At 52.2% G+C, this 23,171-nt stretch carries 19 protein-coding genes, 1 tRNA gene and 1 rRNA gene; 13 read left to right on the forward strand and 8 right to left on the reverse strand.

Annotated elements, in window-relative coordinates; translation table 11 throughout:
• From P8N76_01705 to P8N76_01720, 4 genes are all read left to right on the forward strand, one after another.
• A 16S ribosomal RNA gene (locus P8N76_01705) occupies positions 1–1,248 on the forward strand; the annotation flags it as partial.
• Positions 1,249–1,524: 276 nt separating this feature from the next.
• The gene (locus P8N76_01710; protein MDG2380366.1) at positions 1,525–2,418 is read left to right on the forward strand and encodes a metallophosphoesterase; all 894 of its coding nucleotides are present in this window, start codon (positions 1,525–1,527) and stop codon (positions 2,416–2,418) included.
• A gap of 140 nt (positions 2,419–2,558) precedes the next feature.
• The gene (locus P8N76_01715; protein ID MDG2380367.1) at positions 2,559–3,242 is read left to right on the forward strand and encodes a DUF2293 domain-containing protein; all 684 of its coding nucleotides are present in this window, start codon (positions 2,559–2,561) and stop codon (positions 3,240–3,242) included.
• Positions 3,239–3,451, forward strand: a complete 213-nt coding sequence (locus P8N76_01720; GenBank protein MDG2380368.1) for a DUF1653 domain-containing protein — start codon at positions 3,239–3,241, stop codon at positions 3,449–3,451. Before P8N76_01715 ends, P8N76_01720 begins: the two co-directional genes overlap by 4 nt.
• Before the next feature lie 38 nt (positions 3,452–3,489).
• On the opposite strand, the gene P8N76_01725 is transcribed toward P8N76_01720, so the two are convergent.
• The 3 genes from P8N76_01725 to P8N76_01735 form a co-directional block, all read right to left on the reverse strand.
• Positions 3,490–5,322 carry a polysaccharide deacetylase family protein gene (locus P8N76_01725; protein MDG2380369.1) on the reverse strand — a complete coding sequence of 611 codons (1,833 nt, stop codon included), beginning with the start codon at positions 5,320–5,322 and terminating at the stop codon, positions 3,490–3,492.
• A gap of 49 nt (positions 5,323–5,371) precedes the next feature.
• A complete protein-coding gene (locus tag P8N76_01730; GenBank protein ID MDG2380370.1) occupies positions 5,372–5,572 on the reverse strand; it encodes a hypothetical protein in 201 nt (66 codons plus the stop codon).
• A gap of 196 nt (positions 5,573–5,768) precedes the next feature.
• On the reverse strand, positions 5,769–6,260 hold the full coding sequence (locus P8N76_01735) for a universal stress protein (protein MDG2380371.1): 492 nt from the start codon (positions 6,258–6,260) through the stop codon (positions 5,769–5,771).
• A gap of 573 nt (positions 6,261–6,833) precedes the next feature.
• Here P8N76_01735 and P8N76_01740 point away from each other — a divergent pair.
• Positions 6,834–8,072, forward strand: a complete 1,239-nt coding sequence (locus P8N76_01740; GenBank protein ID MDG2380372.1) for a PQQ-binding-like beta-propeller repeat protein — start codon at positions 6,834–6,836, stop codon at positions 8,070–8,072.
• Between the two features lie 198 nt (positions 8,073–8,270).
• Here the strand turns inward: P8N76_01740 and P8N76_01745 are convergent.
• A tRNA-Lys gene (locus P8N76_01745) sits at positions 8,271–8,343 on the reverse strand.
• 274 nt (positions 8,344–8,617) lie between these two features.
• On the opposite strand from P8N76_01745, the gene P8N76_01750 reads away from it, so the two are divergent.
• The 6 genes from P8N76_01750 (at position 8,618) to P8N76_01775 (ending at position 15,399) form a co-directional block, all read left to right on the forward strand.
• Positions 8,618–9,472: a VIT1/CCC1 transporter family protein gene (locus P8N76_01750; GenBank protein ID MDG2380373.1), complete on the forward strand. Its 855-nt coding sequence runs from the start codon at positions 8,618–8,620 to the stop codon at positions 9,470–9,472.
• Positions 9,466–10,140 (forward strand): 4'-phosphopantetheinyl transferase superfamily protein, encoded by a 675-nt coding sequence (locus tag P8N76_01755; GenBank protein ID MDG2380374.1) that lies wholly within the window; start codon positions 9,466–9,468, stop codon positions 10,138–10,140. The genes P8N76_01750 and P8N76_01755 overlap by 7 nt, the downstream gene beginning before the upstream one ends.
• 184 nt (positions 10,141–10,324) lie before the next feature.
• Complete coding sequence (locus P8N76_01760) at positions 10,325–11,038, forward strand: ABC transporter ATP-binding protein (GenBank protein ID MDG2380375.1); 714 nt, start codon at positions 10,325–10,327, stop codon at positions 11,036–11,038.
• Positions 11,035–13,410, forward strand: coding sequence for an FtsX-like permease family protein (locus P8N76_01765; protein MDG2380376.1), 2,376 nt, complete (start codon positions 11,035–11,037; stop codon positions 13,408–13,410). The genes P8N76_01760 and P8N76_01765 overlap by 4 nt, the downstream gene beginning before the upstream one ends.
• A 19-nt stretch (positions 13,411–13,429) precedes the next feature.
• A complete protein-coding gene (locus tag P8N76_01770; protein MDG2380377.1) occupies positions 13,430–14,677 on the forward strand; it encodes an efflux RND transporter periplasmic adaptor subunit in 1,248 nt (415 codons plus the stop codon).
• A gap of 263 nt (positions 14,678–14,940) precedes the next feature.
• Complete coding sequence (locus tag P8N76_01775; GenBank protein MDG2380378.1) at positions 14,941–15,399, forward strand: NUDIX hydrolase; 459 nt, start codon at positions 14,941–14,943, stop codon at positions 15,397–15,399.
• Here P8N76_01775 and P8N76_01780 read toward each other — a convergent pair.
• Positions 15,396–16,055 (reverse strand): DUF3467 domain-containing protein, encoded by a 660-nt coding sequence (locus tag P8N76_01780; GenBank protein MDG2380379.1) that lies wholly within the window; start codon positions 16,053–16,055, stop codon positions 15,396–15,398. The genes P8N76_01775 and P8N76_01780 overlap by 4 nt on opposite strands.
• Before the next feature lie 236 nt (positions 16,056–16,291).
• On the opposite strand from P8N76_01780, the gene P8N76_01785 reads away from it, so the two are divergent.
• Together P8N76_01785 and P8N76_01790 are read left to right on the forward strand one after the other, a co-directional pair.
• On the forward strand, positions 16,292–17,059 hold the full coding sequence (locus P8N76_01785) for an SGNH/GDSL hydrolase family protein (GenBank protein MDG2380380.1): 768 nt from the start codon (positions 16,292–16,294) through the stop codon (positions 17,057–17,059).
• A gap of 6 nt (positions 17,060–17,065) precedes the next feature.
• Complete coding sequence (locus P8N76_01790; protein ID MDG2380381.1) at positions 17,066–19,390, forward strand: DEAD/DEAH box helicase; 2,325 nt, start codon at positions 17,066–17,068, stop codon at positions 19,388–19,390.
• 37 nt (positions 19,391–19,427) lie between these two features.
• Here P8N76_01790 and P8N76_01795 read toward each other — a convergent pair whose 3' ends face one another.
• From P8N76_01795 to P8N76_01805, 3 genes are all read right to left on the reverse strand, one after another.
• Positions 19,428–20,417 carry an ROK family protein gene (locus P8N76_01795; GenBank protein MDG2380382.1) on the reverse strand — a complete coding sequence of 330 codons (990 nt, stop codon included), beginning with the start codon at positions 20,415–20,417 and terminating at the stop codon, positions 19,428–19,430.
• Positions 20,418–20,490: 73 nt separating this feature from the next.
• Complete coding sequence (locus tag P8N76_01800) at positions 20,491–21,684, reverse strand: PAS domain-containing protein (protein MDG2380383.1); 1,194 nt, start codon at positions 21,682–21,684, stop codon at positions 20,491–20,493.
• Positions 21,685–21,836: 152 nt separating this feature from the next.
• Positions 21,837–22,952 (reverse strand): 3-oxoacyl-ACP synthase III, encoded by a 1,116-nt coding sequence (locus P8N76_01805; GenBank protein ID MDG2380384.1) that lies wholly within the window; start codon positions 22,950–22,952, stop codon positions 21,837–21,839.
• Positions 22,953–23,171: the final 219 nt, after the last annotated feature.

Consider the following 23,171-nt stretch of genomic DNA (forward strand, 5'->3'; position numbering starts at 1 on the left):
AAGATGGTTAGCGGGTGTGAGAGCATGGCCCGTCTCACTGGGACTGAGACACTGCCCAGACACCTACGGGTGGCTGCAGTCGAGAATCTTCCGCAATGGACGAAAGTCTGACGGAGCGACGCCGCGTGCGGGATGAAGGCCTTCGGGTTGTAAACCGCTGTCATAGGGGAGGAAATTTTGACCGATCCTAAGAGGAAGCACAGGCTAAGTTCGTGCCAGCAGCCGCGGTAATACGAACTGTGCGAACGTTATTCGGAATCACTGGGCTTAAAGGGTGCGTAGGCGGCTACAAAGGTCAGATGTGAAATCCCACGGCTCAACCGTGGAACTGCGTCTGAAACCATGTAGCTTGAGGAAGTCAGAGGTAAGCGGAACTGATGGTGGAGCGGTGAAATGCGTTGATATCATCAGGAACACCGGTGGCGAAAGCGGCTTACTGGGACTTTTCTGACGCTGAGGCACGAAAGCTAGGGGAGCGAACGGGATTAGATACCCCGGTAGTCCTAGCTGTAAACGATCTGTACTAGTCTGTGGGGGCTTCCACACCCTCTCGGACGTAGCGAAAGTGTTAAGTACAGCGCCTGGGGAGTATGGTCGCAAGGCTGAAACTCAAAGGAATTGACGGGGGCTCACACAAGCGGTGGAGGATGTGGCTTAATTCGAGGATACGCGAAGAACCTTATCCTGGTCTTGACATGCTTGGGAACCCTCTTGAAAGGGAGGGGTGCCTTTCGGGGAGCCCTTGCACAGGTGCTGCATGGCTGTCGTCAGCTCGTGTCGTGAGATGTCGGGTTAAGTCCCTTAACGAGCGAAACCCTTATCTCTAGTTGCCAGCGCGTTATGGCGGGGACTCTAGAGAGACTGCCGGTGTTAAACCGGAGGAAGGCGGGGATGACGTCAAGTCCTCATGGCCTTTATGACCAGGGCTGCACACGTCCTACAATGCGTCATACAAAGGGAAGCAACCTCGCGAGAGCAAGCAAATCCCAAAAAGTGGCGCTCAGTTCGGATTGCAGGCTGCAACTCGCCTGCATGAAGCCGGAATCGCTAGTAATCGCGGGTCAGCATACCGCGGTGAATATGTTCCTGAGCCTTGTACACACCGCCCGTCAAGCCACGAAAGTGGGGTGCGCCCGAAGTCGCTGAGCTAACCCGCAAGGGAAGCAAGCGCCGAAGGTGAACTCCGCGATTGGGACTAAGTCGTAACAAGGTAGCCGTAGGGGAACCTGCGGCTGGATCACCTCCTTTCTAAGGATATTGATCGCTGATGTTTGGGGTAACCCGCATCAGAAGTTGTGGACATAGTCTTGTGTATAGCAGAGGTCGCGTCATTCGTCACAAAGCGAATGACAACTGCCGATTGAAAAAGACGAAAGCCGCCCGGGCTGAGCCAGCCCGGAGCGGTTTTTTCGTGCGCGCTCAGTAAAATCCCCCCAGCCTATTTACTGGATTTCGTAGCGAACTTACTTCAGAATAAAATAACCTGAGTTCATCCATCCCTCCTTCCACCCGGTCGCCCTGCCCATGCCAGCCATCTTCCACCAACCCATCTCACGCACAGACTTTCTGAAAATCAGCACAGGATTCTTGGGTGCACTCGTCGTTCGCCCGCAACCAGCGCGGGCAAACCAAGATTCCACTGCTGCCTATCAAATCGCATTGCTCTCAGACACGCATATCCCATCCGACGCGACCGAAACCTATCGCGGCTTCGCGCCAGTCCAAAACTTAAAACAAGTCATCCCTCAAGTTACCGAACGAAAACCGGCAGCGACCATCATCAACGGTGATGCGGCTCGCTTAATGGGAAATCTTGAAGACTATCAAATGCTCAAAGGACTGCTGGAGCCACTGGCCCAACAAAGTCCTGTCTACATCGGCCTTGGCAATCACGATGATCGTGACAATTTTTCCAAAATATTTAGTGGCAAAGATGACACCAATCGCCAATCGGTAAACGGCAAAAATGTGCTTGTTGTCGAACACCCGACGGTTCGCACCATCGTGTTGGACTCACTCCTCTATGTCGACAAGACGGCGGGTCTGCTGGGCAAGACACAGCGTCGCTGGCTTGCCAAATACCTGACCGATGCCGACAACCGGCCCACGGTTTTGTTTGTGCACCATAGTTTGGGCGACGGCGACGGCGAACTGCTAGACGTCGATCGTCTTTTTCGCATCATCGAACCCCATAAAAACGTCAAAGCTGTTTTTTATGGCCATTCGCATCGATATAAAATCGATCGGCGGGGCGATCTTTTTTTGGTTAACCTCCCCGCTGTCGGTTACCCCTTCGGAGCTTCTGAACCAGTGGGCTGGATCGACGCAATCTTCGATACAAATGGCGTTGATCTGACACTTCACGCTGTCGGCGGTAATTTGGAAAAGAATGGCCAAACGACAAGGCTGGATTGGTAATTCACTATTTCCCCGCCAACCGTTTGCGTTGGGTCGAGGTCAAAGCTCAATTCCTGTCACCCTGTTATTTGTCGCCCTTGAGGTCGTTTCGGACAAGAAATCCGCTTTTTCTATTTCCACAGGCAAGGACGCTGTTTGATATGTCGGGAAACATCTACTCGCCGGGGCCATCGCCGAATTTGGTTCGCAGCTCCGATGGCAGCCTTCAGCGGATTCCGTCAGGTTGGGTATTGCTAGCGCCTGGTGACGCCGGCCTAACTCGCCGCGTCAAGGCAGCGGGGGACCACTGGCTTGTGAAAGAAAAGAAGGGAAGACGAGTTTTCTCGAAAGGCGTTTGCGCACCGGAAGCTACGATCGAACGAATTCGCGGCGAACTGGCGGCCGAAAGATCCACTGAATCGTATCGCAAACGTCGGCTTGCCGATTCACGACGCCGAGAAAAAAGCCAAGCGGCCTACGTGAACGATTTCAATCGCGAGATTTTCGCTTTTCTCGACTTCCACCCCGACTACAACAAACTGGCCGAACAATTGGCGAAAGTTGTCACCGCTCACGCGACTCCAGTCGGCAGCGGTACGGTCGCCCGCACACAAAGAATTCCCGTTGAAAAACGCGCGGAGGCAGCGGTAATTGCCTGGCTACGTCATCAAACGACAGCCTACGACTCCATGCGAATTCCCCGCGTCAGAGGCAAACGTCGTGAAGTGCGACGAATGCTGGCCGAACGGTCCAAAGAGCTCCTAAATCGATACCGAGTTGGCGAGTTAGCCACTGCAAACTGCCCACTTCAACAGGCACTCAACACAGAAAGGAAATCGCCATGAAGCTCGGAAGATACCGCCATTACAAAGGAAATGAGTACACCGTTCTCGGTGTAGCTCGTCACAGCGAAACCGACGAAGAACTCGTCGTCTATCGACAGGAGTATGGCGAGCGAGGCCTCTGGGTACGCCCGAAACAGATGTTTCTCGAATCCGTGGAAATCAACGGAGAATCGGTGGCTCGATTTGCCTTCCTGAGCGAAAGTTCATGACATTGCCACTTGTTTCGAGTATCCACACTCGATGAAAGCTAGTCGGTTGATTTCAATAATTGGCCAAATGAAACGCGGTCAACCTTGTCGGACAATCGGTCAGTATCCTCATTCTGAAACCAAATGTGTTTCGAATGGATCCAGGCACCGTTGCTCGTTCCATCGGCGCGAAGCAGCGACGGAATAGAGATTCGCTCGGAGTTCGCCTCATCCTGGCGCCGATCATGCCCCATGATTCGCAACCAGCCACGATCTTTTGACTGCCAAACGAAAACCGCTTCGCGATTTGCATCAGAAAACACAATGTCGATGCCCTGGTCATCATTAAGGTCGATGAATCGCCAAGCAGCCTCCCCACCAAATGCAGGCAAATCGATCTGGGACGGAATTCCGAAGGAAAGCGCGCTCCACTGCCCTTCCGAATCGATCTGCAAAATCAGACTCGACTTTCCATCCTGCAGCAAGAGTTCACAGCGACCGTCAGCATCTAAATCAAAGAGCAATATTCGCAGACTCTTCCCCGGCTGCTTGATTCGCTTTTGCCACTCAGGACTGACCGAATTGGCAGCAAGCTCAATCGGCTTCACCCGCCAGCCCTGCTCCGAGTGCGTGGCGACTTTCAGAGGCTGTTGATCGATTGCAATGAACGAGGCCAAATCCCCTTCGATCACGCCAAACGATGAATTCTCAAGGGACAACTGATCTTGAGAATCTCGCCACACCGTGGCCTCGGGAGACCAAACACGTGTCGTCAGTAAACCATCAGCATCAGGAATCAACAAATCCATCCAGCCGTCACCGTTCAGATCCAGCATCCGCAGTCCGGCGTCGGCGCCCGATGCGTCACGTAATTCCGCCCCCTTCATGAGATTTTTTGAAAGACGATCGTGTACCTCACCGAACGTCAGATACTTGACTCGTGAGCCGTACGTTTCCATCGAATAGTCAATCAACTCCACGACTTGATCGCTGCGCATCCAACCATGCGGATGGAAGACCAGATCAAAGACACCTTCCTTCTGAACCACCGCATCGAGAGCCCGTTTCAGGTCCGTGACCGTTTGCGGATTGTTGGGCTGATGAAGATTTTGAGCTTCCCAATCAGACGGCACGACGCAAGGCAGCTCCCAACAAATCTTTCCGATGACATAGGGATATGGATAATCTTCGATCGTGTTCACAAAGGAGGGAAATGGCAGATATTTACGAAATCGCGGGCGTCCGGCCGAATCGGTCGTAATTCCTTCTGGCAACTCGGAGTCCGCTTGCGTCGTGATGTTAAACACAGAGCTATCGATGCGCAAAAAATTTCCAGCCACCGTTTTTTTGTTAAAAATCTCAGCCCAGAATCGTGGACTGGGCGTGTTCATCGAATCACAACAAGGCATCCGAAACGCAACCGGGTGGTTTCCTGGAATCCGGGTCATTAAGTCAACACACTGATCATACGTCTGCTTGGCTTTCTGGAAGTCACCACCGTGCAACAGCGGACATGGATGATCGATTGTGTGGATCTCAATCGACAATCCTTCTTGAACCCAATCACTGAGCAAAGGTAACTGGGGATCAACTTGATTCGTCATGATGCTGACTGGCGCCCGACCATCGTTCTGTTTGAGTCGATTCAAGATCGGTCGAAGATAATTCTCATACTTCGCCGGATCTCGCATGTCATCGATGGCCAAAACGATGACCGCATCTACACCGGTCTCACCTACCCACTGCGGCGTTGTCAAACGAGCAAAATCGCGAGAAACGTAATATGGATCGAGGGGGCCATTTAGATAATTCAGCCGATTCCCGTCTGCCACAAGCGATTGGACAGTCGAACAAAGAATCATGCCCGCAAAGATGATTCGAAAAAAGCTCATCACCGCCTCCCAGAAAACCAACTCAAGAACACAATTCTCACAATTGCAGTTAGCCCATCTCGGAATCGCTTACCACAAGCTCATCCGATCGCTGAGCGATCTGAATCGCCTCCTTAACGGCTCGGTCAATCCAATCAGATTCGCTCCCCTCACGGACAAGCCCAGCAACAATATAGGCGGAATAGATGTTAGCAGCCGCCGCTGCGACGACGCTTTCGCTCGCTCTAAGCGTCAGGTGAGTTCTGGTCATCAAAAAACCCTTTTTAAATAAAAGTTATTCATTCCATCGGCTTCTGTGTTTTCTTACCAACGGTCCATTTGCTCATTCAGCAAGAACGACACCACTTCAAGCAACAGCAGTGTTGCCACCCTCTTTCACAAGAATGCCTTACGACAGTCAATGGTCCGTAACGATTCACTACTTTCCCAACCTATCTCCCGTATGTTTACATGACCGGAGGCATTGGAATATAGAATTCGGGCTCTTCGAGCGGCAATTCAGCGTCCGACCGATTACGCACCGTGAGCACTGGACAAGGTGCATGACGAACACAGTACTCGGCCACACTTCCCAACAGTAAGTGAGAGATTCCGAGCCGACCATGAGTTCCGATCACCATCAAATCGCATTTTTGCTCCTGCGCCACCCAACATATTACTGGACCCGCTGGTCCACCGTGTGCCACTCGTTCAATCTTCAGATCAGCAGAGTCAGCGCTGATCGAAAGCAACTTATTTTTTAATTCCTGATCAACTTCGTCGATGCGACCACCGGCTGACCACGAATCGGGCACATCAAAGGCGTGAAACAAAACAATCGTGCCGCCTGAATGCCGTGCAATTCGCGTGGCGTAGGCAAAGGCTTTTTCCGAAGTCGGTGAAAAATCAATCGGGCAGAGAATGCGATGAATGGGGTCACTTTGACTGGAATTGACCATTTTTTGTAGCCCCGCTGCAGTTTTATTGATAAGTTAAGCATTCGTTGACTATTGCGAATATGAAAATAATCGACGATTCCAAGACCATTTTCAAGTAGTGCGGCGAGAGTGTGCGACTCGCCACTATTGTGTGCCGAAAAACGCACTTTATCGAGCAGAAAAAAGAGAAAGGATCTGCAAATGGTAGACACATCTGCGTCACAGTCGGGTAAGACGATAGATGCAATCCTTAAATACAGGGCCTTCCTGAGCTGGTTCAGCAAGATCAGAACCTCCCAAATTGCCCGTCGATGTTTTCGTAGGAAGTTTGCCTGCTAGTTCTTGAGCGACACCCCGATTGAGTTGGCGTGCCTTCTAAAAATCTCATGGTTTCCCGAAACCCAGATTCCAGCTCAGCTGACCCATCAACCTAAGCTGCCAAAATATCGAAATGAATGCCAAGCAAGAACGAGATCGCTAAAAATAGAAAATTGCTCGACCTGCCCGACCACGCTTTGCAACGAGGAAAGCGAAGATCGACTTCCGTTTCTCGAACGCCTCCAAATCACAAACATCCGCCTATGAGTTCGTAAGATGCCCCCGATTCAGTCGCTCACGATAGTAGTTCTTTTAAGCTGCCCTGCCCTGGCCCAAGAATGGACGGAATTTCGTGGTCCGACCGGTCAAGGTCATGCGAGTTCGAGACCACCGATCGAATGGGATTCACAACAGAACAATTTGCTCTGGAAATGTCCCTTGCCGGGTACAGGCTGGTCATCGCCTGTCATTCAGAACGGTCTTATCTTTTTAACTGCAGCCGTACCAATTGTTGACTCAAAAGATCTTTCGCTGCAGCTGATAGTGATCGATCTTAAAACGGGTACCGTGGAAAATCAGATCGAGGTTTTTCGGCAAACGGCTGATAACGCACCTGAGATTCACAGCAAGAACAGCCACGCCAGCCCTACACCAGTGATCGAAAACGATCATATTTACGTTCACTTTGGACATCAGGGAACCGCCTGCATCAACACCGACGGGGAGACCGTTTGGAAAAATCGCAATCTAGAATACGCTCCCGTTCATGGTAACGGAGGTTCACCGATCCTCTTCCAGGATCTGTTGATTTTCAGCTGTGATGGCGGTTCCGATCCATTCATTGCTGCGTTGGACAAAGGCACAGGAAAGCTGATTTGGCGCAAACAACGAGAATCTGACGCCGATCGTACGTTTTCGTTCAGCACGCCGTTGGTGATTGAAGTGAATGGACAACCGCAACTGATTAGTCCCGGCAGCAATTCAGTATGGGCTTACAACCCGCGTGACGGTCGCGAAATCTGGCATGTCAACTACGAAGGCTACAGCGTGATTCCCCGCCCGGTATTTGGCCACGGCCTAGTATTCCTGGGCACCGGTTATGATTCGCCGAAAGTCTTGGCTATTCGGCCAGACGGCAAGGGCGATGTCACCGACTCACACGTTGCGTGGACCCTAAGCCGAGGGGCCCCGCATACACCCTCCATGCTATTAATTGAAGACCATCTGTACATGGTTTCCGATCGTGGAATTGCAACTTGCGTGGATGCAAAGACGGGGGAAGAAAAATGGCAAGAACGAATTGGAGGAAACTTTTCCGCATCCCCCCTTTATGCAAACGGAAGTATCTACCTCCAAAGTGAAGCAGGCGAGTGCATCGTGATTGATGGCCGACCGGAATTTAAGGAAGTCGCCCGCAACGATCTTGACGAGAGATCGCTTGCGTCATTCGCTGTCGCAGGTGATTCACTGCTCATCCGAACAGCAGAGCATCTCTTTCGGATCGGCCGCAAATAACGGTCACCCAACGTTGTCGGATACGTCAGACAAACACCAAGCCCGGGCGGCAAGCATCGACTTTCGACTAGTTTCTCCGATACTCAGCAAGAATAGTCGAGGAGACAGGCCACCTGCTGGCGGATGAAATACCGCGGGATCCTTGCCACTGTTCGGACTGAACAAGGGGCCGGCTGGGGGTCAAGATCGTCCCCAGAATGAGGCTGCTGGGGCTCGAACCCAGGACCTACGGATTAAAAGTCCGTTGCTCTGCCAACTGAGCTACAGCCTCAAATATCACAGTGAAGGGACTGGAAAGCTGACGCTGTGCGTCAGCCGGAATCTTCTCCCGCTGCCCCCGGGAGAGAGACCGCAGATTCAGCCTACACTTAACTGCTTGGCATCCCTACTCTCATACAAGATCTCAGATTCTAGCAGTGAATCGCCGGTCACAAAAGGCTTGTCACTCAAAACAGCCTGCGTGAACGATCATCGCTCGATTCAAACTGCAAATCGCAGTAAACTAGGCCGTCTTAACGCAAAATCCCGGGTCAATTGGAACAAACGTGGTTCAAGACAAGTCAGAATCACTGGATGAATTGATCGCTTCCCACACCCCGGAGGCGATTCGGGCAAAATTGGCCGAAAGTTCGGGCCAGGGATACCTCCGTGACTTTATTTTTGCCGCAATTGACGGCCCAATTACAACCTTCGCAATCGTCTCGGGAGTTGCCGGTGCCCGGCGATCCTCTGGCTTTGTCGCGGTCCTGGAGTTCGCCACTTTAATCGGCGATGACTTCCGCATGGCGGTTGGCAATCACCAGGCCACTCGAGCGGAGCAGCAACTCCTATCTCGTGTGCAGGTAATCAAAAAAAAACAAATCGATTTGTATCCAGCAGGCGAAAGAGAAAACAGACGTCGGATTCTGAGCAAAGAGCGTTTTGAAGGTGCCGAACTGGATCAAGTGGTCCGAGTCATCACTTCGGACGAGAAACGCTGGATTGACACGCTGCTGCAAGAGGAATTGGGGATGACTTTAGCCGAGCTCACTCCGTTACGAACGGCAATCTTCACGTTTTTCGCCTTCATCGTTGCCGGCCTTTTTCCATTAATGGGCTTTGTTCTGGCACTTGCTGCCCCCGATCTGATCACCCGCCCCTCCATCAACAGCATCGTGATGACAGCCATCGCGTTCTTCACAGTTGGTGCGGCAAAATCAAGGTTTGTGCGGACCAGCTGGTCTTGGTCAGCGCTAGAAACATTGGTTGTTGGAGGCGGCAGCCGCTGGGCTTTCCTATCTGGTTGGCATGCTGTTACGTGGCCCTACCTAGCGATCGACCGGAGTGGAGAATTTCACCGAATGACACCGAATGACACTGAACAACATCAAGCTCAAAACCGTGTGACACCAGGATGTTGAATTCACCTTTCCCGAACACTGTTGCGTTTCGCTGCTACACCGTTCATGACGGGCTGGATTTCCAGCTCCACGAGCAAGAGCAACAGATCTTAAGTAGTCGAGCCATTGAAATTCGCCGAACACATTTCACGCGTGGAAGAGCTGCTGCTCATCATGCTCTTCAAGATTTAACCGGAGGTCCAACAGATCCGATCCTGACGGGGCCTCGGCGTGAACCTATCTGGCCGGAGGGAATTGTTGGCGCGATTTCTCACAGCGGCGAAATCGCTTGTGCAGCCGTCGCCAACCAGCAGGATCACGCTGGTATCGGACTCGACGTCGAACTCCTCACCAAGAAGTTTGACACCTCGATCGCGCATCTCGTCTGCACAACGGCTGAGGCGAAGTGGGTAGCCTCTGGCCTCGAAAAAAATGATGAAAGGATAAGGCTGTTGCAATTATTCTGTGCAAAAGAGTGCGTTTACAAAGCTTTCTTTCCGATCGCCCGCATCGAGCTAACTTTCCAAGATGCTGAACTCACGTGGAAAAAATCAGATCAACTCTTTCAAGGTCGGCTGATGGTCGCGGCCAGTGATCACCACCCGCCAGATTTCGAGTTCAACATCCGTTGCAAACTCATTGCCGATTATGTTTTTGCCAGCCTTATCTTACCCGCTATCGACAAATAGAATTGGTACTTTTTGCATCAGCGATCGGTCCGTTACCGCACATCCGGCACAACCGCAGATCGGAAACAGGGCCGAATTGAAGCGAGGTATACGGAAGCATCTGATTCATTTACGATCATCAGCTAAACGTCGAAACTCTCAATTCGTCCCGCCCGATGAATTTCCCTCTGCACTTTCGAATTCAATGAATGACTCAAAGACTATTCTTCGCCTCTGCGATATCAGCAAGACTTACCACATGGGCGATGTGGAAGTGCCTGTACTCCACAACATCGACTTAGAGGTCGCGGAAGGTCAAATCACGGTCATTGTAGGACCCTCGGGTTCAGGGAAGAGCACGCTGCTGAACTTGATTGGTGGAATTGACCGATCGAGTTCGGGAAAGATTTTTTTCCGCGAGCATGACATCACCGACTACACGGAACGGCAGCTTACCGAGTACCGACGAGCGCGCATCGGCTTCGTCTTTCAGTTCTACAATCTGGTACCCACTCTCACGGCGACCGAAAATGTAATCGTCGCGACAGAGATTGCAAAGGCTCCAATGTTGGCGGATGAGGCGTTGGAGTTGGTTCACATGGGGCATCGTCTCGATCACTTCCCATCGCAATTATCTGGGGGTGAACAACAACGGGTCGCCATTGCCCGAGCCGTGGCCAAAAACCCCGACCTGCTCCTTTGTGATGAACCCACTGGGGCCCTCGATCTCGAAACAGGGCAGCTTGTCCTGCGCGCCTTGGTTGACCTTAATCGACGCTTACAAACGACGGTTATTATCATCACCCATAACGTGGCGATCGCCGGCATCGCAAATCGACTTATCCGATTAGGATCTGGCACTATCGCAGAGGACCGTGACAACGAGTCGCCCATTTCCCCCGAGGAGGTGACTTGGTGACGATTTTGGATCGGAAACTGCGTCGAGATTTGTATGCCGCAAAGGGCTTGTTGCTTGCGATCATTTGCATCCTTGGCCTCGGTGTTTCGGCTTACGTGGCGAACCTCTCCTTATACTTTAATCTCGAGTTGTCACGACGCAGCTACTATGCCGAGTGTCGAATGGCTGATTTTTGGGTGGATATCGAAAAGCTGCCTCGCTCGGAAATTGACCGTTTAAGTGAAATTGAGGGAATCGCCGAATTACATGCGCGAATCGTGATGCCCGTCACCGTCGATCTGGAAGACGTTCCGCAACCGCTTTCGGGCAGGATCGTTTCCCTACCGATGGATCCCCGCCCAGTCATCAACAATCTGGTACTCCGTCGTGGCAGTTACTTCACCGATCCGCGTCGTGCTGAGGTGATTATTAGTGAAGGTTTCGCCCAAAGTCGCAACCTAAATCCCGGTGATCTCCTGCAGGTCCTCTTGAACGACCGTCGACAAGAGTTGCTCGTAGTTGGAACGGCGATTAGCTCAGAATTCGTTTTTGCCCGGGCCCCAGGAACAATGATCCCGGACAAGGCTAGTTTTGTGATTCTGTACGTGAACGAACAGTTCGCAGCAGAAACGACCAACCTGGAAGGCGCCACGAATCAGATTTTGGGCAAGCTAACAGCAGATCGCAGATCGAAACCGCTGGTGGTAACCAGCGAACTCGAGCAACAACTGGAACGTTTCGGGGAGGCAACGACCACACAGCTGGCGAATCACGAATCACATCAACAGTTGAGCAGCGATTTAAGAGGCTTGCGCACGATTAATCTGATCGTGCCAACCGTATTCCTTGCCGTCGCAGCCTTGATTCTCGATGTGCTGATGATGCGACTCGCTCAACAACAGCGAACGGTCATTGGCACGCTCAAGGCACTGGGCTATACGAATCGGCAACTGGTGCTCCACTTTCTGAAATACGGAATTGTCGTCGGTCTGCTGGGCGGTTTGGCAGGGGCCGCATTTGGCTATTGGCTGGCCGGATTCATGCTCGACATGTTTCGGCAATTCTATGAATTTTCTGCCATTATTAATCGCCCCTACCTCGGAATCGTCACTGCTTGCATCTTACTGAGTACCGTGATGGCCGTGGCGGGAACAATTCGTGGGGTCACGCAAGTCATGCGTCTGCGTCCCGCGGAAGCCATGCGGCCCAGGGCTCCTGAGTCATCTCAACGACTGTTCCTTGAACGCTGGACATCACTCTGGAAGCAGCTTGGCTTTCGCTGGCAAATGGTGATTCGAGGACTCTTTCGAAATCGGCTCCGAGTCTTCACAGGTATCTTCTCCGCCATGATGGGTTCTGCTTTGATTCTGCAGACATTGCAGATCAATGAATCCTTCGGGGAGCTAATCCGTTTTACCTTCGATCGCATGATCGTAAGTGATTTTGACCTAACGCTGAAGGATGAAGTCGATTTTGATGGATTCCTCGAAGTTACTCGCTTCCCAGGTGTCGACTATGCCGAACCGATCTTGACGGTGGCCTGCACTTTCTACAACGGGAATCATCAAAAAAAAGGAGCAGTAACGGGCATCCAGCCAACAGCTCGCTTGACTGTTCCTCGCGACCGTCAGGGCAACGCCGTCGTTCTACCCGACCATGGACTGGTACTCACTCGGCGACTTGCCGAAATTTTGCACATCAGTGCTGGCGAGCAAATTAGCATCGTGCCGCTCAACGGAGAACGAAAACCGATTGACGTGACAGTTTCGAAAATCGTAGAAAGTTTCGTCGGAACGGCTGCCTATGCCGATTGGAATTTCTTGAATACGCTCGTCAATGAAGAAGGATCCTTAAACTCGATTCAGGCCGAGGTAAACCTTGCACCACCCCGTCTCGCAGAATTCTATCAACGGCTGAAGAACACCCCGAAACTACAAGGCTTTTCCGCGCTCGGTGAACAAAAAGAGCAGCTATTGATCCTGCTGCAACCACTGCGTGTAGTCAACGCGCTACTGATCCTGTTCGCGGGACTCTTGTTTTGTGGCAGTATCGTCACATCCTCCTTGATCTCTCTGGCCGAACGACGGCAGGAAATCGCCACATTTCGTGTAATGGGCTACACCCCCCGTCAAATCGGAGGAATCTTTCTTCGCGAAAGTCTGATCGTTAACACGATCGGAATTTTTCTGGGACTGCCTGTCGGTTACTGGTTTGCCGCCTTCGTCAACCATTTCATCGCCACGGACTTGACCCGCCTCCCCTTCGTCCTCCCAACTTCACTGTTGATGATGACTGTTTTCCTCGGGCTACTATTTACCCTGATCGCATATATCCCCGTCTACCGCGCAGTGAGAAAACTCGACTGGTTGGACGCACTGAACACCAAAGAATGAATGAAAGAGGGATTTCACAATGGCGCGTTGGATCGTGATCGGATTGCTGGTCGTCGCAGGAATCGGTGTCGGAATCTACCTCGTTTCACCGCGCGGAATTCCGGTACTCACAGCCGCGGCCAAAGTTCAAACAATCCGTGCCTACGTCGAAGAATCCGCCAAAACTCAGTTGCCTGAAATCCATCGAGTCACGATGCCCTTGCAAGGTCGCATTTTGCCGATTGAACTTGAGGAAGGCGACTTGGTCACGGCCGATCAGATCGTGGCTCGAATGGACACCCAGGATCTCGATACCGATTTACAAGAGGCGAAAAACTCCGTCGAACAATACGTCCAAGGTCTGGAACAGATGTTGTTAACCATCAAACAATCCCAACAAACTGTCATCGCTAGTCAAGAACGCTATGAATTCTATGAACGTGAATTCAGTCGTGTCGCCGAGCTATTTCGTCGCAAAACACTGGCAGAATCCAGCCGAAATCAGGCCGAATTGAGTCTGATCGAAAGCCGTGTGGAACTGCGCAAAGACGAACTGGACCGTGATATTTATTCGATCGGGAAAACGATCTTCGAACTCTTACGGGACAATGAAATTGGTGAAAAGGACAAAGCAGAACGCAACCGCAAGCGAGCAGAAATTCGCACACCAGTCGCCGGTACGGTACTCAATCGCGAAGTCTCTAACGAACGTGTGCTGCAAGCCGGCGCCGTTCTGCTTGAAATCGGCAACTTAAATAACCTGGAACTCTTGGCGGAAGTGCTTACACAGGATGCAGTACGAATTCAAAACGATGACGCCGTAGATATTCAAGGGGCGGCACTCGGCAAGGAAACGATCGGCGGCCATGTGTCGAGAATCTTTCCCCAGGGTTTCACCAAGGTATCTTCTCTTGGTGTTGAACAACAACGAGTCAATGTGATTATCAAATTTGCCCCTGATGAACTCGCTAAATTGAAGCAGAAACATATCAACCTAGGATCCGAATTTCGCCTACGCGTGAAGATCTACACGGACGAGCGCCAACAGGCGATCGTGGTACCGCGATCTGCGGTCTTCCGCAGCACGGCTGGCACGTGGCAGACATTCGTTATCAGAAAGCAGAAAGCAGAACTACGAACGGTTCAGGTGGGGCTACAAAATGACTTTCAAGTTGAAATCATCAGCGGCGTCAAAGCTAAGGAGCATGTCATTCTCGCGCCAGAATCGGAACTGGTCGACGGACAGATGGTCGAAGCAACGATGCCGAACACTTCGGAAACTCCTTGACTGCCGAACGTTCATTGCGACACCGTTCGAGAATTTTAGTGAAACAACAATCGTCCAGTCGACATCCTCAAAGTCCAAAGTCCCGCCGGATTGCTGCGATTCACTGCTGCTGATTCGCGCATCACCCATGAGGCCTCGAAAAAACAAACTCGTCTTCGCGCCATCGATCTTGCCCCTCAACTGCAGTCACCATACAAACAGGATGTTTACTGATTGGAAACACGGCTGCACGACGAGACACCATCCTTGCGAAGTACGGTCCTATGCACGAATCCAAAATAGAAAAAAAACAGATCCAACAGGTCTGTGCAATTCCATTCCGACAACCGGCTGCGGAGGCTGAGTTCTGCCTGATCACCTCCGTCAAAAAACAGCGTTGGATCTTTCCGAAGGGAATTATCGACCCAGGTGAGACCTTTTCCGATTCGGCCCTCAAAGAAGCCTACGAAGAAGCCGGACTCCGCGGACAGATTCTCGACCACGAATTGGGGCGATTTGACGATTACAAATGGGATACTCCCCTCTCCGTACGCGTCGTCCTCATGGAAGTCGTGAGCTGCGCAACCGATTGGCCAGAAGCGGAGCAGCGGCGAAGAAAATGGGTCACCTTGAACCAGGGTCGAGCTTTGTTACATAAAAGAACGCTCAAGAAATTCTTGGCCGCTGCAGCCGAATACCTCCACACCCTAACTGACCCGACAGAGCCATCTAATCCGACCTAAGGTGTTTCAGGATCTGTTTCAGGATCATCGTTAGGCAACTCAGGCGTTTCTGGAGGCGGTGTGGAGTCGGGTGGCTGCGAACCCTTGTTCTCCTGAAACTTTTGGTAGTTCCCTTTCAGCGCTTCCAACAGCGGCGGTACGTGGGGAGCCGACATAAAAACTCGACTCGCGACCGCAGCATTGGGAAAGAATTGCGTCACAAAGTCAAAGCAAAACTCTGCGGCTGAATGCCGAATCATGACACCTTCGGAGAAATGTCCAGCTAGTTCCTCATCTGGAATTTTAATGTTGTCATAAACCTCTTGGATCGACGGTCGCTTAGCCGGATTCGCGGGCTTCGGCAGTTTCATCGGTTCGCCAAACTTTTCCTCGTAGTTGGCGAGATTTTGCTCTAACGCCTGAATGAAGCGTGGAACCACCTGGTGCGGCATGACCACCCGACTGACCAACTGGTTCGGCACACCCATCTGTTGCAGGAAATCCAGAACAAATGCATGCGGGCCATTCATAACAATGGCCCCCGTGCTAATCACACCCGTGCCGATCGCAGCCGGAACACGCGCGGTGACGCCCGGAACCTGCACTTGTTGATGCGGCCCGTTCGAAGTTTCATCCCCATTTCCATCCGGGTTGCCAGGCTTATTCTCGTCAGTCATTCGATTTTGTTCCGAGGACACTTATTTCGACTTCTTCACCTTAACAGATTCGCCAATAACTGGCGATTCCAGTCAGGAAAAGTGCCTCTGTAAGTTAATAATACGGGCAACTTATCCGCATTCAAATTGAACTGGCCTGCGTTGCCAAATTACCGACTAGTGTTGATCAATGGGATCAATTAGGCTTTGACACAAGTTACTTGCCCCAACTTAAATGTCGTCCCAAGGATACACTGATGTCGCACGCAGATCCAAACCGCTCCGGGATTTCTCGACGTTCATTATTCCACAACGCCGCAGCAGCTGGCATCGGCCTGAGTTCAATCCATTGGCTGCAAAACACCGCACAGGCAGCGGAAAGCTCAATTCCACGTAAAGGCGTTGTTCTATTCCAAGGCGATTCAATCACCGATGCCGGACGAAACCGTCAAGCAACGGGAGCGAACAACACCGGCGCCCTCGGTCACGGATACCCGATGCTGATTTCAGCCTACTTGCTGGCGAACCACCCCGAATTAGACCTTCAATGCTTCAATCGCGGCATCAGTGGCAACAAGGTGCCGGATCTCGAAAAACGCTGGCAGCAAGACTGCATCGATCTCAAGCCTAATTTATTGAGCATTCTGATTGGCGTGAATGACATCTGGCATAAACTGGGTGGCAACTACGATGGCACCGTCAAAGACTATGAAGACGGTTTACTTGCCTTGCTCCAACGCACAAGAAAAGCGTTGCCGGATACCCAGATCGTTCTCTGCGAACCGTTTGTATTGCGTTGTGGTGCCATCAACGACAAATGGTTTCCAGAATTTGATGAACGACTCGCAGCCTGCCGGCGCGTGGGCGAAGAAATGAATTGCACCTGGGTGCCGTTTCAGGAGATGTTCAACCAAGCCGTCGAAAGTGCCAAACCGGCTTACTGGGCCGGTGATGGTGTTCACCCTTCACTCGCCGGACACGCGTTGATGGCAAAGACTTGGCTCGAGGTGGTGAACCTTGGATAGACAAAGGTGGATGAGACAATTGACGAACCGTTAAACGATTCTTCGGCAGCTGATCGAGATGAATTAGCTGCCGATTATCTTGACCAGCTACCTTTTGAGCCGTACCCGGTTCAAGAGGAAGCGTTATTGGCGTGGTTTACCAGCGAACAAGGCGTACTCGTCTGCGCTCCAACGGGCACCGGCAAGACACTGATTGCGGAAGCCGCCTTGTTTGAAGCACTTCGTACTGGCAAACGCGCTTACTACACGACTCCACTAATCGCGCTCACCGAACAAAAACTCCAAGAACTTCGACAGGCCGCTGTTCGATGGGGTTTTTCGGAGGATAAGGTGGGGCTCGTAACAGGCAACCGCCGCGTCAATCCAGACGCCCCCATACTCGTTGTCGTCGCAGAGATCCTTTTCAACCGACTACTTCGAGATGAGTTTGACTTTGACGATGTCTCGGCAGTGGTAATGGATGAATTCCACAGTTTCAACGATCCGGAACGCGGGATCGTCTGGGAATTCTCTCTCGGATTGCTGCCACCCAAGGTCCGCCTCTTACTGCTCTCCGCGACCGTTGGTAACGCATTGGAATTTGTGCAATGGATGCGTCGCACCCACCACCGTAATTTAGACCTGGTCCAAAGTGACGATCGCAAAGTCCCACTCACGTTCCAATGGGTTGGTGATCAGCTGCTGAATGAATTGATCGAGCAAATGTCACAAGGCGATCAACAGCAGCGATTCACGCCCGCCCTCATCTTTTGCTTCAATCGAGACATGTGTTGGGAAGTCGCCGAACAGCTCAAAGGTAAGAAGCTGATGGTCGATGGACAACAGGCACAGCTCACCGAGGAGCTCAAGCAACATGACTGGAGCCAAGGAGCCGGGCCTAAGCTGCGACAAGTTCTGCAACGGGGCGTTGGAGTGCATCATGCCGGTCTGTTACCGCGCTACAAGCGAATCGTCGAGTCACTGTTCCAAAAAAAACTGTTGTCGATCACCGTTTGTACGGAAACACTGGCCGCCGGTATCAATCTACCAGCCCGAAGCGTCGTCCTGCCGAATCTCCTTAAAGGCCCACGCGATAAAAAGAAACTGATCGAGCCCAGTAGTGCTCACCAAATGTTTGGTCGTGCCGGGCGGCCACAATTCGACTCGCAAGGTTTTGTGTTTGCCTTGGCACATGAAGACGATGTCAAAATCCTCCGATGGCGTGAAAAATACGACAAAATCCCGGAGGACACAAAAGATCCAGGTTTGCGAAAAGCCAAGAAGGCCTTGAAGAAAAAGATGCCGACACGGCGGACCAATCAGCAATACTGGAACGAGGCTCAATTCGAAAAACTTCGACAAGCTCCGCCTGGTGACCTCGAGAGCCGGGGGCCGTTACCCTGGCGACTACTGGCTTACATGCTGGATGTCTCCCCCGAGGTTGCGCCAATTCGTCAGCTGGTCAATAAACGGCTGATTCATGGCAAGCGTTTGGAACAACAGCAGAAAGCTTTGGATGCCATGCTGATGACCCTCTGGCGAGCTGGTTACGTCGCGCTAGAGCCCAAACCCCCACTCCCCAACACGGAAACTCCATCTCCGCTCGAAACTCCATCTCGCCTCGAAACTCCATCTCCGCTCGAAGAAGCGCCGCCCCCCTATCGTCCTGAGCGAGCGATCCCGACAGAAGAGATGCAAAAGATTCTCGGTTTACGAGGCGTGAACCCGTTGTTTGGGGTGTTCGTGATCAACCAACTTGGCATTGCTGATCATAACGAACGCATTCAAGCATTTGAAAGCATTTTAGAGCTGCCACTTTCTGTCGCGAGGTTCGTAAAAGTGCCCGGCCACGAAGAGCTGCCGCCTGGCGCACTGGCCACCACCCGATTGGATGTGAAACTGCTTCAACTAGGATTGGCCACTGCCGATGAATTAACAGCCAGTGACAGCGAAGATGATGATGAACGGGGGGGTTTGTTCGAAGAAGAGAAACCTCGCCTTTTATCACTTGCCGACAAGCTGAAAAGGCTTTTCGATTATGACTTTCCTGGCGTGCATGACGTGCGAACTTTTCCAGTTTGGGCAGCCGGCGAAATCCTTGAATTCGGTGGCAATTTCAACAGTTACATCACTAGCAAGCGATTACAGAAACAAGAGGGTGTAATTTTCCGTCACCTGCTGCGATTGATTCTTTTAATTGGTGAGTTCGCCCAACTCACACCACCCGACATCTCGCCAGAGCAATGGCAGGCAGAAATCCTACCGATTCGGGACCAGCTGATCTCAATTTGCCGCACGGTCGATCCGAGTAGCGTCGACGAAGTTTTGGCCAGCTCGAAGAACGAAACCTAAGCCCTCGATCAACCGGCTTGAAGGTCTTTGCCAGACGTCATTCACCCTCAATCACATGTTGCGCCCAGGCGGCTGCGCCCAAGACGGCCGAATCGTCACCGAGCTTGGCTGGAACAACGTCGAAAGTGGACTCAAAAGATGGCATCACCCGTTTGTTCGCAGACTTTCGCACCGGATTCACAAATAGATCCGGCATCGCCTCGACCAAGCCCCCGCCAAGTACCACCGTATCCGGCAACAACACGTTGACAAGATTTCCGACGGCGATTCCTATCTGCCTCGCCGCATTCTGCACAATGTCTTTAATCACATCGTCACCGTGCTCAATCGACTCTAAAAGTGCCTTGCTGCGAATATTACTCAAGTCGCTGCCAAACTTTTTCATCAAATAAGGCGCATCCCCACGGTACGCTGCCTGAGTGGCTGCCGACGAAATTGCCAACCGACTTGAAACCGCTTCGAGACAACCGCGGCGGCCGCATCCACAAAGTGGGCCCCCCGAGGTGACCTGCATATGCCCCACCTCCATCGCCGAACCGGTCCGACCGCGAATAATTTCACCGCCATACACGCATCCACCACCGATTCCAGTGCCTGGAAAGACGCCCAAGAGGCAACGCGATTCTCGGCCCGCGCCAAACCGATATTCGCCATATACGCCTGCATCCACATCATTCAAGATGAGTGCAGGACATCCAAATTCCTGCTCGAGTATTTTCTTGAGGTGAACATCTTTCCAACCAAGATTTGGCGAGTCGATAATCACGCCTTCGTCAAGGTCGAGCGGTCCAGGACATCCGATACAGATCCCGCCGAGCTGTTCGGGCGCGAGATCGATGTCATCCAAAGCCGAGCGAATTAGATTGATGATCCGATGCACACCTGCTTCGACACCTTCATGCCCCCGAGTTCGAGTACGATGGCGGCTGAGGCAGCTAAAGCCACTGTCCAACAGTTGGCACAGCATCTTGGTACCACCAAGATCGAAACCGATCCAACATTTCCGTTTGCTGTCGTTGTTTCCCATAGCCGCCATTGTAGAGAGGAAACGGCGGCCTTTCTAGCGGCCCTGAAAGATTCGATCCGTCGAGCATTCAGAATTACGGCGCGACAAACGAGCGAGCTGTTTGGTTAAACGGAAGTTCAACGATCAATAAAGTTCCGCGACCGGGCCGGGAGCGAATCTGCGTCTGGCCGTAGTAAAGCTCAGCACGTTCCCGGATCCCCTCCAAACCAAAATGACCTTCAGCCACATCGTCAATCACGAAACCAACACCCCGATCACGTACGATGACCCTTAACTTCTCTGCCGATGCGGTGATCCGTACGAACGCTTTCTTGACCTGAGCGTGCCGACGAACGTTGGCCAACGCTTCTTGGATAATACGAAAGACGACCCGACCCAGGTCGGCGTCGAAATCCTTCTGGTCCATTGAAGACCGAAGCCGGACGTCCAACCCTTTCTGGCCTTCACCATCAATCAATTGTTGAATGGCCCCGAGCATACCGGATTCTTCAATTAACGATGGTCGGATTTCGCCGATCATGCAACGCCCCTCAACAATCGCCTGATCGACCAACTCGCGAACTCGATCCAGTTCCGGCGGAATGGGTGATTGCGACTGTTTCATGCGACGAGCCAGCGATTCCAAATGCATGTGTGCGGCGACAGCATATTGGATGAATCCGTCGTGGATATCGTGCGAAATCTGCTTACGATCGCGATCTTGCAGCATTAGCAACCGACGCAGCGCTTCCTTCTCCGCGATCAACGCAGAAATCTGACATGCGTCGAGCGGGAAACCTTGAAGCTGCCCCGACGGCTCGATTTCTGCGGCCTGCCTTGGGCTCACCGCCGCCAGCAGACCATTCCAAACCACCGTCGTCCCCTCAGCATCTGCCGACGGAATCAAGATCGTTCTCAGCGTCTTAATCTCCCCCTGCGGATTCACGATGCGGTACTGACAGCTACACCGTTCGCTCACTTTGATCGGTTGGTCGAGACCTTCAATCACTCGTGTGCGATCATCCGGATGAATCCGATCCCAGACTAAATTAACGTCTGACAGGATCTGGCGAGAAGTCAGTCCAAGAATCTCACAGCAACTTTCGCTAACGAACAGAAACGCTATTCGCCCCGCCGCACTTCGCTCGAGCCGATAAATCATGACAGGGGACTGGGGCAGCTCGGAATCATCAGCCGCATCCAGGGGTAAGCCCGGCAACAACTGCTGCAAGCTCGCAAGCTGTTGTTTCAGCTGCTGGTTCTCTCGTTCGAGGTGGGAGATCTTCACGTCTGACCGTTTGATCGGCGTTCACCAGGCTAAGATTGTGAAAAAATGGAGTTTGGCTGTGAAAGCCGTCTCATTCTAACGGCCGTTGAAGACGAAAACAGCCTTTCGCGACAATTGCAAAAACTTTATCTGTCGGAATCTCCATTTCACAACTAAATCGTTGCGGCCTGAGATAAGTTTTCCGGCAGAATCATCTCGCCGGGAGAGCTGACCAATGATTTTTGCCAGTGCGTCGCGAGCATTAAACAATTGATCCCCGAACCGATCCCCAATAAGGCAACTTGTTCATCCGCTTGCACAACGCCGGCCTGACATCCGATAGCCATCGTAATTGGTAACGCAACCGAACCGGTGTTGCCAAGCCATTTGAAAGTCGCGAAGTCATTGTCCGGATTCAGATCAAGTCCCCCCAACATCATCCGTCGATGAGCGGAGCCAACCTGGTGACACACCGATCGATCAATGTCGCGTGGACTCCAGCCTAGCTCTTCCAAGAATTGAGCAAAAGTAACCACGCCAGTGGCAATCCCCTCTCGCATCAAGGCCTCTGAATCGGTCTCCATCAGCGGATTCATCCCACCGCCAACGGCTTCATCCTTGCCGGAATGGCAGAGTTGATGGTGTCGCGTATTTGCCTGAACGGTGGCACCGAGCAAGCGATTGTCTGTCCGACTGGTTTCTCGATCGACAAGCAACATCGCGCAACTACCGGAGCCAATCGTCAGCGAAGCAACCGCCAACTTGATTTGGCTGCGAGTTAATGATTCATTGGAATTGAGCTCGTCGAGAGTCGATCGCATCAGTGGACCACTGTCCTCAGTACCAACCACGAGTCCGGCTTGAATTTGGCCCAATTCGATCATATTGGCAATTTGAACGGCACCGTTCATGAGGCCAAGACACGCATTCGACGTGTCGTAAATCATGCAATCGCTCGGCAACCCAAGTTCATGGTGGACCCGGCAAGCCGTCGCAGGCTCCAGATGGTCACGACAAACGGACGCGTGTATCAACGCGCCGATCTTGCCGGGGTCAATGTCGGCGGCCTCGAGCGCATGTCGACCACTTTCGACACTCTTTTCGCTCGGCAACATTCCTCTCGGCCACACACGCCTTTGCTGTATGCCCGTCATTAACTCCAAACGACCTTCCGGCAATCGGAGTCGACGGTAAAGCGGTTCAAGTCGCCGCTCGATCTCGTCACTCGAAACAATCTGTTCGGGTAGACAATAACCAAACGACTCTAAACAGACCTGTTGATACCGCATCAATAAATTCCTCTTTCATACCAAGCATCGCCGTCGATCAACGGATCGAACGCGCCGGCGGACCATTGCGTCTGGATTGATCGCTACCCATGTTTGATCGCGCCAGGCGAGCTATTCGTACTTCAGCATAGCCGTCGTGCTCAAGACCGTAAACCAGCACTCCGATGCCACCCAATCGGCTCTTCCTAAACGCTTTTGGCAAGATAGGCAAACCCGCTA

The organism is Pirellulaceae bacterium (assembly GCA_029243025.1).
GTDB lineage: Bacteria > Planctomycetota > Planctomycetia > Pirellulales > Pirellulaceae.